Source organism: Flavobacterium sp. (genome assembly GCF_043722275.1).
Lineage (GTDB): Bacteria > Bacteroidota > Bacteroidia > Flavobacteriales > Flavobacteriaceae > Flavobacterium.
Map to the genome: position 1 here is coordinate 42,723 of NZ_JAYSPC010000079.1, position 14,158 is coordinate 56,880.

Sequence of the window (14,158 nt, forward strand, 5' to 3'; positions counted from 1 at the left end):
ATTCCGATCTTAACGGAATGGCTTTTTTTCTTTAGAAATTGAAATTTATGATAATGCTTCAACAGCTGGCGACATTACTTGTGAATCAATCACAGACAAAGTAAGTTGATCTGAATATCCTAAGAAAAAAGTGTCCAAAACTTCCTGAAATACAGGATGAGCTCCCTCAACCTGAGAAAACAGCGTCATTGACGAACATAATTTACGGGCTCCTAAATCTCCTAAAATACCTTCGGCTGATTTTCTTTTAAAAGTCAGTAAAAGTTGCGAAATCTCAATCAAATGTTTGGCTAAAATAGGATGATTAAGATATTCTTTAGCTTCATTAAGATCAGCAATTGCATAATATTTTGAAATATTACTTGTTCCCAATCCTTTTATTTGCGGAAAAATAAACCACATCCAGTGTGTTTCTTTTTTTCCTTTTTTAATTTCGGCAATAGCAGTCAGATAAAGTTTATTCTGCGCATCTAAAAAACGTGTTATATCATTATTTGAGTAAGCCATTATTATAGAGTTGTATTTATAAAAATTAATAAAACTGTGTTTGTTGTGTTTGTCTTCATTTGAAAATTAAAGAGATCAATTTTTTCAAATCGCTTTTATTTCGTTTTTAAAGACATTCAAAACTACTTCGCATCTTAACAAAAAAATTATAGAATTATTTCCCTTTGTTATATAATTCATGTACTAGGGGAAATAGTTTTCAGTTTTCAGTCTCAGTTTTCAGTTTCTTAACTGTGATTAAGCTTGAGTGGAAAACTGAGACTGAAAACTGATACTTAACAAAAAAGCTGATCATCCCTGAACAGCTTTTTTAGTTTAAATATTTAAAACGTATATCTAATCTCTGAAATCGTTTAATGATTTTTCGATAATTTCAAGACACTCGTGAATTTGAGCTTCTGTCATTACTAATGGCGGTGCAAGTCTGATTTTATTACCGTGAGTTGGTTTTGCCAATAATCCGTTATCTCTAAATTTCAGGCAAATTTCCCATGCAAGATCTGAATCTTCACCACAATTAATTACAATCGCATTCAGTAATCCTTTTCCGCGAACAAGTGTGATTAGGTTATTTCTTTCTGCAATTTCGTTTAAGCCTTTTCTTAAAATTATTCCAAGACGTTCTGCATTTTCAGCAAGATTCTCCTCTTTAATTACTTCAAGCGCTGCAATTGCAACAGCAGCAGCAACAGGATTTCCTCCAAAAGTTGATCCGTGCTGACCTGGTTTAATCACATTCATAATTTCGTCGTTACACAAAACAGCCGAAACCGGATAAACTCCGCCAGAAATTGCTTTTCCTAAAATTAAAATATCAGGCTGAACATTTTCATGATGAACCGCTAATAATTTTCCTGTACGGGCAATTCCGGTTTGAACTTCATCAGCAATAAATAAAACATTATGCTTCTCACACAATGCTTTTGCTTTCGCCAAATATCCTTCAGACGGCACATAAACTCCTGCTTCGCCCTGAATTGGTTCCACCAAAAATCCGGCTATATTTTTTGATGATTCTAAAGTTTTTTCAAGAGCTTCCAGATTATCATATTCTATTTTTATAAATCCTTCTGTAAAAGGTCCGAAATTTTTACGGGCACTTTCATCATTAGAAAATGAAATAATTGTAGTCGTTCTTCCGTGAAAATTATTCTCGCAAACAATAACCTGCGCCTGATTTTCAGGAATACCTTTTACTTCATAAGCCCATTTTCTACATACTTTAAGCGCAGTTTCAACAGCTTCAGCTCCGGTATTCATTGGTAAAACTTTATCAAAACCAAAATACTTCGTCACAAACTCTTCATAATCACCTAATTTGTCATTATAAAAAGCGCGTGAAGTCAATGTCAGTTTTTGCGACTGATCAATCATTGCTTTCACAATTTTCGGGTGACAATGTCCTTGATTTACAGCAGAATAAGCCGATAAAAAATCATAATATTTTTTTCCGTCTACATCCCAAACATATACACCTTCTCCTCTTTCTAACACAACAGGAAGTGGATGATAATTATGAGCTCCGTATTTATTTTCTTTTTCAATCAAAACTTCTGATTTTGACGAAAGGGATTTTTCAGTATGAATCATGATCTGTATATTTTAAAGTGCAAAAGTATCAAAAATTATTATATATATGACTAAATTATATATTTTTGACTTTTAAAGTGATTTTTTGAAGTCAAAAACACCCCATAATCAATTAAAAATAATAAATTCAACTTTAACAAAATATAGATTTATTGGTTTTATTTAAAAATAATTACTTTTATAAATCGTACAATATTTTTCGGTTGATTGAATTGGTGTAGACATTAAGTTAAAATTTTTTAAAACTATATTTTTCAAGCAAAGTATAGTTTTGAATTGCCTCCAGCTTTAGCTGGAGTTTATATAAAATCAATCTAAATGGCTTTAGCCAAAAATGTGGGATTTGGCTAAAGCCACCTTATTGTGCACTTAAACACCTCCAGCTGAAGCTGGAGGCTAGTCAAAAACTTAACTTAATGACATTGCCCTACGAGACAAAATCATGTCGGGGAATCTCATTTTTTTTTACAAACATCTAATATATACGAGATATTTATAGAAGTAAAAATATTGAAAATATTATAGGTTAAATTTTGAAAGCATCAATAAAAAAAAATTCCGTTAGGAATTAATATAGGTAGAAATAAAATTAACGACCCTGTAAAATGTTCCGTAGGAACTACGCATTTTCACCAAGAAAAAACATTAAATTACAACACAATTTAAACGAATAAATAAATTTGCCGAAAATATTCCGTTAGGAATTAAATGTTGGTAGAAAAAAAAACAATCGTGAACCTAAAAATTCCCCTCAGGACAATGTCAGTAAGTTAAGAAAAAATTAAATAATGTTATGCCGAATAAATCTCTCGCAAAATCGCAGGAGTTTGTCATTTCGACGAAGGAGAAATCACACTAGAAACTCCGCGCCTAAATTTGCCAATCTTTGTCGACTAAGTTATGTGATTTCTCCTCCGTCGAAATGACAATATTGTGTTTAAACTTTGTGTCTTAACGCCTTTGCGAGATTGATTTTATTTTCTAAAAGCTTAACTTATGACATATACCTTAGGGACTACATATATAAAATATTAAATCATCACACAATTATTAAGAATGGAAATATTAGACGAATTTGATATTAGCATCATTAAAGAATTAGAAAAAGATGGCAGAATGGCGTTTTCTGCAATTGCTGCTAATTTAAAAATTTCAAACACTATGGTGCATCAGCGTATTAATCGAATGATTGATCAAGGTGTTATTAGTGGAATTAAACCTATTATTCAGGAAAAGAAAATTGGTTATGACTGGGCTTCGTTTACGGGAATCACCTTAAATAAGGATTCTGATTCTGACCGAATTATCGAGGCTTTAAAAGATATTCCTGAAATCACCGAATGTTATTTTGTAACGGGTTCGTTCACATTATACATTAAAATTATTGCAACAAATCACGAACATATGCGACGAATTCTTTATGAAAAAATCGACAGTATTCCGGGCATCGCAAAAACCGATTCGATTATTGAATTGGGTTGTGCTTTTAAGCGAAATATTACTTTATAGCATAATATTAATGAAACACATAGAAACATAGATTTTATGTGTTTCTTTATTTTCTACGCAATCATCTTTCATTTAAATATAAAAACATGAAAAAGTATCTCATTCTCAGATTCTCTTTTGCTAAAACTACAATCGTTTTATTTCTGTTGATTAGCTGCTTTGTACAAGGCCAAACCCCAAAAGGAAAATTATTTATTATTGGTGGCGGCGATCGATCTGATGAATTAATGAAACAGGTTTTAAGCGTTGCCGAATTATCTAAAAAAGATTATATCGTGGTTTTGCCAATGTCAAGCGAACAACCGGATAGTTCGTTTATATTTTTTAAAACTCAGATGGTAAAATTAACATCAAACCCAATTGTGATGCTTAATTTTAATCGTGAAACAGCTCAAAATAAAACTTTAGCAGATTCTGTACAAAAAGCAAAACTTATTTTTATAACTGGCGGCGATCAGGTTCGGTTTATGAATGTAGTTCAAAATACTCCCGTAAAAACAGCGATTCAAAAAGCATACGAAAACGGAAGCACTATTTCCGGAACAAGCGCCGGAGCAGCCGTAATGTCTGAGAAAATGATAACCGGAAATCAGAAATTACAAAAAGAATATTCTGGAACTTTTGATAATATCCGGTACAATAATCTGGAAACATCTGAAGGTTTAGGGCTTTTAAAAACCGCTATAATCGACCAGCATTTTTTAAAGAGAAACCGTTACAATCGTTTGCTTTCGGCTTTAGTTGAATTTCCTGCTTTAACCGGAATTGGAATCGATGAAAGTACTGCGATTATCGTACGAAACAATCAAATTGAAGTTGCCGGAGAAAGTGAGATAATTGTCGTTAAAAACCCAAAAGGAATTCTCAAAGCAAAAAAGAATAATCTGATTTCAATCGAAAATCTCCAAATGAGTATTTATACCGCTGGACAAAAATTTAATATCAAATAAACATGTTCGATTACAAAATATTAAAATTAATGCTTTTTGTTTGTTGCATCAATTTTCAGATTTCTGCACAAAAAATAAATACAAAAGAAGTCAATCGTTTAGAGAAATTAGCGCAGCAAGTTTCAATAATTCGGGATAAATGGGGAATTCCTCATGTTTATGGAAAAACTGATGCCGATGCTGTTTTCGGATTATTATATGCGCAATGTGAAGATGATTTTAAACGAATTGAAATGAATTATATCGAAAAGCTTGGTCGGCTTTCAGAAATAAAAGGACAATCGGTTTTATATAATGATTTAGAAATTCGTCTTTTAATTGATACCGAAGAAGCAAAATCAGATTATAAAAAAGCGCCTATTTGGCTTAAAAAACTTTTAAACAGTTATGCCGATGCGATCAACTTTTATTTATATAAACATCCGGAAATAAAGCCGGTTCTTTTAACGCATTTTGAACCGTGGTTTCCGTTGCTATGGACAGACGGAAGTATTGGCGCCATAAGCACTGCTGATCTTTCGACCGGAGAATTAAAAGCTTTTTATTCCGGCAATAATGATAAAGTCGCTTATGTAGAAAGAGAAAAAAATGTTCAGACAGGATCAAATGGATTCGCTTTTTCACCTTCAAAAACAGCTGATGGAAAGGCTATTTTATACATTAATCCTCATACAACTTTTTATTTCAGACCCGAAGTTCAAATAACAAGTGACGAAGGTTTGAATGTTTATGGAGCCGTAACCTGGGGACAATTTTTTATTTATCAGGGTTTTAATGAAAATTGCGGCTGGATGCATACTTCATCAAACGTTGATGTTGCGGATATGTACGCAGAAAAAATTACTGCCAAAAACGGAAAATTATTTTATGAATTCGATAAAAAGCTTTTGCCTGTTATCGAAAAAGAAATCACTATAAATTATACTGAAAACGGGAAGTTAATTCCGAAAAAATTCAAAACCTATTTTACCAATAACGGTCCGATTATGGCAAAACGTGATGGAAAATGGATTAGTTTAAAATCGAATAATCGTTCTATGACAAGTTTGATTCAGAGTTGGGTCAGAACAAAATCGAAGAGTTTTGAAGATTATAAAAAAGCGATGGATTTAAAAGCAAATACCTCTAATAATACGGTTTATGCAGACAGTAAAGGAAATATTGCTTATTGGCACGGAAATTTTATTCCAGTAAGAGATAAAACTTTGAATTGGTCAAAAGTTATTGACGGATCAATTTCATCAACACAATGGAAGGGTTTGCATGAAGTTAATGAAACCGTTCATATTTATAATCCGGTAAATGGCTGGTTGCAAAACTGTAATTCAACACCATATTCTGTTGCTGGAAAAAACAGTCCGAAAAGAGAAAACTATTTGCCTTATATGGCGCCGGACGGTGAAAATTTTAGAGCAATAAATGCTGTTCGAATTTTTAGTAAAGGCGAAAAATATACTTTAGACAAAGTAATTGCAGACGGTTATGATACTAAACTATCGATTTTTGAAATTTTGATTCCGAGTTTAATTTCTGTTTTCGAAAAAAATATTAAACCTTCAGATCCTGAATATGCTGAATTAATTCAACCAATTTCTATTTTGAAAAACTGGGATTATTATGCCAAAGAAAATTCGGTGGCAACCACATTAGCAGTTGAATGGGCCTATAAATTAGATCCAATTATCTTAAAAGCCTATATTGATGAAGGAGAATTAGATCAGGTTGAAAACACCAAAAAATTTGCTAAAAACGCTACCGTAAAACAACTAATCCCTCAATTACAAGAAGTTGTAAAAGATTTAAATTCAAAATGGGGAACATGGAAAGTGGCTTGGGGAGAAATTAATCGTTTCCAGCGTTCCAGTGGCGATATCGATTTGAAATACGACGATTCTCAACCTAGTTTACCTATTGCTTTTGGTCCGGGTTCTTGGGGAAGTTTGCCTTCTTTTAAAAGCAATTATCAAAACGGTTCAAAAAAGCGTTACGGTTATAATGGCAATAGTTTTGTTTGTGCGGTAGAATTTGGTTCAAAAATAAAAGCCAAATCATTATTGGCTGGAGGAAACAGTGGCAATTCAACTTCAAAACACTTTACAGATCAGGCAGAAATGTACCAAAAAGGAGAATTTAAAGATGTTTTATTTTATAAAGAAGATGTAATTAAAAATGCTGAAAAAACATATCATCCCGGTGAATAATTTTCAGCTCCTAAATAACTTAAAAGCCTGGGAAGAAATGTCTTTCGAGGTTTTTTTCTAACATAATATTTCTGATATTTGTTTAAAATTGTATTACTATGAAAAATTCGGCTCTACTTCTATTTGCTACTATATTGTTTTCTAACACTATAAGTGCACAATTAAAAACTGTAAAATATACTGATGGTGCTCAGGCACTAAACGGTTTATTTGTAAAATCGGCTAAAAAAAGCAGTCAAAATCCTGGTATTTTACTTTTACCGGCTTGGCTTGGAATTGACAAAGCCTCAAAAGATATTGCCGAAAATTTATCGAAACTAGGTTATAATGTTTTCATCGCCGATATTTATGGCGAAGGAAATTACCCAACCAATACTACCGAAGCCGGAAAACAAGCCGGATATTACAAAAAAAATCACGAAATATATCAAAAACGTATTAACGCAGCTTTACAGGAATTAGTAAAATCCGGAGCAAATGCTGATAATATTGTGGCTATTGGATATTGTTTTGGAGGAACCGGGGTTCTTGAAGCTGCCCGCGGACACTTGAATGTAAAAGGCGTTGCTTCATTTCATGGTGGTTTAGGCAAAGATGCTGCTCGTCCTGTTGAACCTATTACCGCTAAAGTTTTAGTTTGTCATGGTGCAGATGATCCGTTTGAATCTAAGGAAGAAATTACTGCTTTTCAACAAGAAATGCGCGATTCTAAAGCTGATTGGCAAATGATTTATTATGCAAATTCAGTGCATTCTTTCACAAATCCTGAAGCTGGAAATGACAACTCAAAAGGCGCGGCATATAATGCAGTTGCGGCAAAAAGATCATTTGAGCATTTACAACTTTTCCTGAATGAGGTTTTGAAAAAATAATAGCCCACAGATTCGGCTACTTCGTGGAATTCGTGGCAAAAAAAATATTGCCCACAGATTTAACGGATGAAACGGATTGACACAGATTTTAATTTTTTTTTAATCCTTTTAATCTGTGGCAAAAAAAACACTTAATTCTATTTTACTAATTATATTTCTACATATTTACCAACTTATATTACACAATGAAAAAAATTTTAATTCTATTAATAATCGGTACTGCTTTTTCATGCAAAAACACACAGTCAGTTGCATCAAAAGACAATTCGGACCCAAGCAAATACATAAAATTAATTTCTGAAAAAGATTTAAAAACAATGTTATACGTTGTTGCTTCTGACGAAATGGAAGGTCGCGAAACCGGATCTAAAGGTCAAAAGAAAGCTGGTGTTTATATGATCGACCAATACAAAAAAAGTGGCGTTTCGTTTCCTAAAGGCGCAACAGATTATTACCAACATATTCCTGCTGCTTTCCTGAATGCAAAACGTAACGAGAATTTACCGGATTCTGAGAATATCTGGGCGTATATTGAAGGTTCTGAAAAACCTGATGAAGTTTTAGTGATTTCTGCTCATTACGATCACGTAGGAATTAAAAAAGGGGAAGTTTATAACGGAGCTGATGATGATGGTTCCGGAACTGTAGCGGTTATAGAAATGGCAAAGGCATTTGCAAAAGCTAAAAAAGACGGACACGGACCAAAGCGTTCTATCCTTTTCCTGCATGTAACGGGCGAGGAACATGGTTTACACGGATCACGTTATTATTCTGAAAATCCGTTATTTCCTATCGCAAATACTATTGCCGATATTAATATTGATATGATTGGTCGTCGTGATGTTGAACATGCGCAAACGAACAACTATGTGTATGTAATTGGTGCGGACAGATTATCAACAGATTTACACAATATTGTTGTCGCACAAAATGAAAAATATACTAAAATTGATTTAGATTTTAAATTTAATGATCCTAAAGATCCAAATCATTTTTATGAGCGTTCTGATCATTACAATTTTGCAAAATTCGGAATTCCTGCAGTTTTCTTCTTCAACGGAGTTCACGAAGATTACCACCAAAAAGGCGACGAACGTGAAAAAATTGAATACGATGCTTTGACTAAAAGAGCTCAATTAGCATTTTCTATTGCCTGGGATTTAGCAAATAGAGAAAATAGACCGGTAGTTGATAAACCGATTAAGTAAGTGACTAAGGTTCTGAGTTGCTAAGATTCTAAGTTTTTTTTAAAGAACTAGATTATGAGTTGCTATCCCGAAGCCTCGGGACTAAGTTTTTTCTGCGGGAAAGATGCACATAGAGACGCACAGCAGTGCATCTTCTTAAAAACCGTTAAAGTTCTCGTTTAAAAAAAACAAAATTAAAAGCAGAATAACCATAAAGTTTAAACAAGAAAAAAAGGGATAAGTTTTTAAAACTCATCCCTTTTTTTATATATTACAGATTCCAAAGAAAACCTTAGAACCTCAGCAACTTTGAACCTCTGTACCTCTTTTTAATCATTCATAGAGATCAGAAACTCTTCGTTATTTCTTGTTTTCTTGAAACGTTCGTTTACAAAATCCATAGATTCTACAGGATTCATATCTGATAGATATTTACGCATAATCCACATTCTTTGTAACGTTTTTTCGTCTAATAATAAATCATCACGACGTGTACTTGACGAAGTAAGATCAATTGCAGGGAAAATACGTTTGTTTGCGATTTTACGATCCAATTGTAACTCCATGTTTCCTGTACCTTTAAATTCTTCAAAGATAACCTCATCCATTTTAGAACCTGTTTCTGTCAATGCAGTTGCGATGATACTTAATGAACCACCGTTTTCTACATTTCTTGCTGCTCCAAAGAAACGTTTTGGTTTTTGTAATGCATTTGCATCAACACCACCACTTAAAACTTTTCCTGATGCAGGCTGAACTGTATTATAAGCTCTTGCTAAACGTGTAATTGAATCTAAAAGGATTACAACATCATGACCACATTCTACTAAACGTTTTGCTTTTTCAAGCACGATATTAGCAATTTTCACGTGTTCTTGTGGTTCTCTGTCGAAAGTAGAAGCGATAACTTCTCCACGAACACTACGTTGCATATCTGTAACCTCTTCAGGACGCTCATCGATCAAAAGAACGATAAGATAAACTTCAGGGTGATTTGCTGCGATTGCGTTTGCAATGTCTTTTAATAACATTGTTTTACCCGTTTTAGGCTGAGCGACAATCATACCACGTTGTCCTTTCCCTATTGGAGAAAATAAATCGATAATACGTGTTGAAACGGAACTTCCTTTTTCGGCTAATTTGAATTTTTCTGAAGGAAAAACTGGTGTCAGGTGCTCAAAAGAAACTCTGTCGCGAACAACCTGAGGATCGTGACCATTAATTTTTAATACACGAACTAACGGGAAAAACTTCTCGCCTTCTTTAGGAGGACGAACCACTCCTTTTACAGTATCTCCGGTTTTAAGACCGAATAATCTGATTTGTGAAGTTGATAAATAAATATCATCCGGAGAGGCTAAATAATTATAATCTGATGAACGTAAAAAACCGTAACCATCCGGCATCATTTCAAGGACACCTTCACTTTCAATAATTCCGTCAAATTCAAAATCTGAATCTCTGAAATTACTCTTTTTATTTTTATGATTTGGATTTTGATTCCCGTTACTTACATTTCCATTTGTGTTTCCGTTTGGATTCTGATTTGGATTTACGTTTTGGTTGGGATTCTGGTTGGGATTTTTATTCTGGTTCGGATTTACCTTTTTTATTAAAACCGGTGCTTCTGTTTTTTCAGCCGTTGAAGTTTCTGCTACAGCATCACCTTCCTGAACTGGTTCTTTTACAGCTTCTTTCTCTTTTTGCAAAGCGACTTTTTTCTCGTAAGCTGATTTATTAAATTTTACGATTTTTGGTCCTTTTTTCTCTACTTCCGGAGCTTCTGAATTTTCCTCAACTTCTGTAGTTTCAGTTTCTGCATTTTCTGCAACTTCCTTTGTTTCTGCAGCTGCTTTAATTACCGGAGTTTTAGCTTTAGGAGTTATTTTTGCTGCCGGAGTTTGTTTTACAGCTACCGGAGTTTCTATTTTTTCTGGAGTTTCTTCTTCTATTGAATCAAATTCTAATACTGGAGCATTTTTACTGATAGCCGCTTTTTTCACAGGAACAATTCTTGCTCTTTTAGGCTTATCATCAACATTTTCTGTTTCAGTTACAGCACTAGGTGATGGTGCTACAGTTGTTTCCTGATGCGCTAAGATCTGGCTGATTAAGGCCTCTTTTTTAACACCATTAAACTTTATAGTTTTAGCTAACTTAGCTATTTCTTGAAGCTCAGAAAGCTTCATTTCTTTTAATGCAGAAATATCAAACATGAATGTTCTATGAATTTAATTATTTTAACGGAAATACTGTAAAAAGAATAGGTAGATATTTTTTTTCAATTGACCGCAGTATGAAGTGCTTACGGTATTATGATGCAATAATACGAATAAATTTTAATCATACAATAGTATTTTAAAAAAAGAAAATATATTTTTGTAAAACAATTTTACACCATGATACAACGAATTCAGACCATATATTTAATTCTTACCTTTTTAATTACAGGCGTTCTACTGTTTTTTATTCCGCTTTGGACGTTAAATAACGGGAAAGAATTTTATTTCATGCAAGATCAATTTTACACGATCTTATTAGGATTAAGTACTGTGTTAACTATCATAAGTATTATTTCATACAAAAAAAGACAAAATCAGTTTGTAATGGGCAGACTGAATATAATATTAAATTTAATTTTATTAGGATTGTTTGTATATCGTTCTCTAAATCTATCTGGAGAAACACTTGCTGTTTCAGAGAAAGGTATTGGGATGTTTCTACCAATTGTTGCTATCGTATTATTAGTATTAGCTAATAAGGCCATCAAGAAGGATGAAGATCTCGTAAAATCTGTAGATCGTTTGAGGTAAACCTATAAATTTAAATTTTTTGTGCGAAGAGAACCCGAATTTTATAATTCGGGTTTTTTTGTGCCTTATGTTTTTATGATTATTCAGTAACAGCTAAAACAGGGATTAAAAACCAACTTTGTAAGATATTTTTTTCATAAATTTGCATTTTAAGTTCCACAACAATCATGACACAAAAAATAAGGATACACCTTGCTGATGATCATCAAGTACTTATCGATGGTCTTACCAATTTACTGCAAACTGTAGATAACTTTGAAGTTGTAGGCAGCTCATTAGACGGTACTACTGTTTATGATGACGTTGTTAAAAACAATGCTGATATTTTAGTTTTAGATATTAGTATGCCCAAAAAAGATGGAATCGATGTATTAAAAGATTTTACCGAAAAACAATTTCCTTGTAAAGTAATTATATTATCGAGTTATGATGATTTAAAAATCATAAAAGAGGTAATGAAATTAGGCGCTAAAGGCTATCTCTCAAAAAAATGTGCCGGCGACAACATCATAGAAGCCATTGAAGCTGTTTATCAGGATCAGGAATATTTTTGCGATGCTATAAGAGAAAAAATCTTTAATAGTTTTATGCATAACAATCCTAAATTAAATGATAATAAGTATGTTAAAAACCCTTTAAGTACTCGTGAAATCGAAATTATTAAAATGATCTCGCTGGAATATAGTGGTAAAGAAATTAGCGAAAAACTTTTTATTAGCATGTCTACGGTTGAAACGCACCGAAAAAACATCATGAAAAAATTAAATATCACAACCTCCATTGGACTTGTAAAATATGCGCTAAAAAACGACTTAATAAATCATTAGCAATATTAAAATACATTAAATAATCACCATTGATTTATGCGCTTAATTAGAGTTTTTATACTATTTGCTTTTTTATTTTCTATAAACGGAAACTCTCTATTTAGTCAGCAAAAACCAACTTTAACTACGCAACAATCTAATACTTTACTCCAGAAAAAGAATGCTTCGGAAATTCGGAAATTTGAACAATTAAGAAACAAGGAAATTGTAAGTTTATGTATTGTTCTCATTATAATATTGTTCTTTTTATTTTACTACTTTTATGAGAATACCAAGCTCAAACAAAAAATTAAGAGAAAAGATACTAAACAAAAAATATTCCTTAATATCATCAACGCCGGAATTGATACTCAGGAAATTGAACGCAAAAAAATCGCCTCTTTTTTACATGATAACATCAACTCTCTATTATCATCTGTAGGTTTACATTTAAATACCTTTACAGCACAAAATAATGTAAAATCTGAAGAAATCCAGAAAGCAAAAGCTATATTACAAGAAGCGCACGATCTTTTGCGTGACATGTCGCACGACTTAGTTCCTGCTCTTTTGGTGCGTTTTGGTTTGATTTATGCCTTGGAAGATTTATGCGAAAGAAATTCTAATTCGAATACAAATTTTGAATTTTCAAGTAAAATTCCAACTGATAAAAGATATGGCGAAAAATTCGAAATGAAAGTTTATTTTATCGTTTCAGAATTATTCAGCAATATTATAAAACACAGCGGCGCAAAAAAAGCTAAAATCTTATTACACGAAAAAGAGAATCAGCTTATCATTATTATTGAGGACGACGGTCAGGGTTTTAAAACCGAAAAAATAGATGAATCGGAAGGTTTTGGTTTAAACCGAATCAGGGCAAGAATCAAAAAATACAAAGGAAATCTTGCGATTGATTCAAACCCAAATAAAGGAACTTCGATTAAAATCAAAATTCCTTTGCCTCATTAAAATTATTTCTTTCCGATTTCAACAATTTCCAAATCTTTTATTTTATCATCATCAATTACAAATCTCAACATGGTTCGTACCTGATGGAATCCGCTTTTTCCAGCTGCACCAGGATTCATGTGCAATAAATTATTCTTTTTATCAAAGATTACTTTTAAGATATGCGAATGTCCGCAAATAAATAATTTAGGCGGATTTAAAGCCATTTCTTCCCTAATTGCCGGATTATATTTTCCGGGATAACCGCCAATGTGAGTAATCCAAACAGAAACATTTTCGCATAAAAACCTATTATGCAATGGGAATTCTAATCGTGCTTGTGCATCATCGATATTTCCGTAAACGCAACGTAAAGGTTTTAGTTTTTTAATAGTATCGGTTACATTCAAATCACCAATATCTCCTGCATGCCAAACTTCATCGGCCTGGTTTACATATTTTAAAATCGTGTCGTCAATATGGCTGTGAGTATCAGAAAGGAGGAGGATTTTTTTCATTCTAAGGTGCTGAGATTCTAAGTTACTAAGTTGCTGGTTTTTTTCTGCAGGGTCAAAGGTACAAAGGTTTTTTTTGTAGAGGCGCACAGCAGCGCGTCTTTCGTGTGGTTTTCTTTTAATTTTTAATTGACGTTTATTAGACCTGACAGGTTTTTAAAACATAAGTGTTCGGAAGATATTTTAAGTTGTATTAAATAGTGGTGATTTACTGGGATCTCCATCGCAGATTACCACTATTTCCTTTATTATTTCCA

General features: G+C 32.8%; 12 protein-coding genes. 8 read left to right on the top strand and 4 right to left on the bottom strand.

Annotation, left to right across the window (positions count from 1 at the left end):
• Positions 1-45 precede the first annotated feature (45 nt).
• Both ACHZDT_RS10635 and rocD read right to left on the bottom strand, forming a co-directional pair.
• The gene (locus tag ACHZDT_RS10635) at positions 46-507 is read right to left on the bottom strand and encodes a DUF1810 domain-containing protein (protein WP_394774609.1); all 462 of its coding nucleotides are present in this window, start codon (positions 505-507) and stop codon (positions 46-48) included.
• 336 nt (positions 508-843) lie between these two features.
• Positions 844-2,097 (bottom strand): ornithine--oxo-acid transaminase, encoded by a 1,254-nt coding sequence (gene rocD / locus ACHZDT_RS10640; RefSeq protein WP_394774610.1) that lies wholly within the window; start codon positions 2,095-2,097, stop codon positions 844-846.
• A 1,056-nt stretch (positions 2,098-3,153) separates the two neighbouring features.
• Here rocD and ACHZDT_RS10645 point away from each other — a divergent pair.
• The 5 genes from ACHZDT_RS10645 (at position 3,154) to ACHZDT_RS10665 (ending at position 8,837) form a co-directional block, all read left to right on the top strand.
• Positions 3,154-3,606, top strand: a complete 453-nt coding sequence (locus tag ACHZDT_RS10645; protein ID WP_213298815.1) for an Lrp/AsnC family transcriptional regulator — start codon at positions 3,154-3,156, stop codon at positions 3,604-3,606.
• Between the two features lie 86 nt (positions 3,607-3,692).
• Positions 3,693-4,556 (top strand): cyanophycinase, encoded by an 864-nt coding sequence (locus tag ACHZDT_RS10650; RefSeq protein WP_394774611.1) that lies wholly within the window; start codon positions 3,693-3,695, stop codon positions 4,554-4,556.
• Positions 4,557-4,558: 2 nt separating this feature from the next.
• On the top strand, positions 4,559-6,757 hold the full coding sequence (locus tag ACHZDT_RS10655; protein ID WP_394774612.1) for a penicillin acylase family protein: 2,199 nt from the start codon (positions 4,559-4,561) through the stop codon (positions 6,755-6,757).
• A 98-nt stretch (positions 6,758-6,855) separates the two neighbouring features.
• Positions 6,856-7,629 carry a dienelactone hydrolase family protein gene (locus tag ACHZDT_RS10660; RefSeq protein WP_394774613.1) on the top strand — a complete coding sequence of 258 codons (774 nt, stop codon included), beginning with the start codon at positions 6,856-6,858 and terminating at the stop codon, positions 7,627-7,629.
• A gap of 185 nt (positions 7,630-7,814) precedes the next feature.
• Entirely contained in the window at positions 7,815-8,837 is a 1,023-nt protein-coding gene (locus tag ACHZDT_RS10665; RefSeq protein WP_394774614.1) for a M28 family peptidase, read from the top strand.
• 308 nt (positions 8,838-9,145) lie between these two features.
• Here the strand turns inward: ACHZDT_RS10665 and rho are convergent, their stop codons facing one another.
• Positions 9,146-11,032, bottom strand: coding sequence for a transcription termination factor Rho (gene rho, locus ACHZDT_RS10670; protein WP_394774615.1), 1,887 nt, complete (start codon positions 11,030-11,032; stop codon positions 9,146-9,148).
• Between the two features lie 183 nt (positions 11,033-11,215).
• Here rho and ACHZDT_RS10675 point away from each other — a divergent pair, with 183 nt between their 5' ends.
• The 3 genes from ACHZDT_RS10675 to ACHZDT_RS10685 all read left to right on the top strand — a co-directional run bounded on the left by ACHZDT_RS10675 (position 11,216) and on the right by ACHZDT_RS10685 (position 13,407).
• Positions 11,216-11,629 carry a DUF4293 domain-containing protein gene (locus ACHZDT_RS10675; protein ID WP_394774616.1) on the top strand — a complete coding sequence of 138 codons (414 nt, stop codon included), beginning with the start codon at positions 11,216-11,218 and terminating at the stop codon, positions 11,627-11,629.
• A 167-nt stretch (positions 11,630-11,796) separates the two neighbouring features.
• The gene (locus ACHZDT_RS10680) at positions 11,797-12,456 is read left to right on the top strand and encodes a response regulator (protein ID WP_394774618.1); all 660 of its coding nucleotides are present in this window, start codon (positions 11,797-11,799) and stop codon (positions 12,454-12,456) included.
• Positions 12,457-12,492: 36 nt separating this feature from the next.
• Positions 12,493-13,407 carry a sensor histidine kinase gene (locus tag ACHZDT_RS10685; protein ID WP_394774619.1) on the top strand — a complete coding sequence of 305 codons (915 nt, stop codon included), beginning with the start codon at positions 12,493-12,495 and terminating at the stop codon, positions 13,405-13,407.
• Between the two features lie 2 nt (positions 13,408-13,409).
• On the opposite strand, the gene ACHZDT_RS10690 is transcribed toward ACHZDT_RS10685, so the two are convergent.
• Entirely contained in the window at positions 13,410-13,904 is a 495-nt protein-coding gene (locus tag ACHZDT_RS10690) for a metallophosphoesterase (protein WP_208684515.1), read from the bottom strand.
• Positions 13,905-14,158: the final 254 nt, after the last annotated feature.

Coding starts and splice junctions, on each gene's coding strand:
- ACHZDT_RS10650 (WP_394774611.1), top strand. CDS start 3,693: ATGAAAAAGTATCTCATTCTCAGATTCTCTTTTGCTAAAACTACAATC.
- ACHZDT_RS10680 (WP_394774618.1), top strand. CDS start 11,797: ATGACACAAAAAATAAGGATACACCTTGCTGATGATCATCAAGTACTT.
- rho (WP_394774615.1), bottom strand. CDS start 11,032: ATGTTTGATATTTCTGCATTAAAAGAAATGAAGCTTTCTGAGCTTCAA.
- ACHZDT_RS10690 (WP_208684515.1), bottom strand. CDS start 13,904: ATGAAAAAAATCCTCCTCCTTTCTGATACTCACAGCCATATTGACGAC.
- ACHZDT_RS10685 (WP_394774619.1), top strand. CDS start 12,493: ATGCGCTTAATTAGAGTTTTTATACTATTTGCTTTTTTATTTTCTATA.
- ACHZDT_RS10655 (WP_394774612.1), top strand. CDS start 4,559: ATGTTCGATTACAAAATATTAAAATTAATGCTTTTTGTTTGTTGCATC.
- rocD (WP_394774610.1), bottom strand. CDS start 2,097: ATGATTCATACTGAAAAATCCCTTTCGTCAAAATCAGAAGTTTTGATT.
- ACHZDT_RS10675 (WP_394774616.1), top strand. CDS start 11,216: ATGATACAACGAATTCAGACCATATATTTAATTCTTACCTTTTTAATT.
- ACHZDT_RS10635 (WP_394774609.1), bottom strand. CDS start 507: ATGGCTTACTCAAATAATGATATAACACGTTTTTTAGATGCGCAGAAT.
- ACHZDT_RS10660 (WP_394774613.1), top strand. CDS start 6,856: ATGAAAAATTCGGCTCTACTTCTATTTGCTACTATATTGTTTTCTAAC.
- ACHZDT_RS10645 (WP_213298815.1), top strand. CDS start 3,154: ATGGAAATATTAGACGAATTTGATATTAGCATCATTAAAGAATTAGAA.
- ACHZDT_RS10665 (WP_394774614.1), top strand. CDS start 7,815: ATGAAAAAAATTTTAATTCTATTAATAATCGGTACTGCTTTTTCATGC.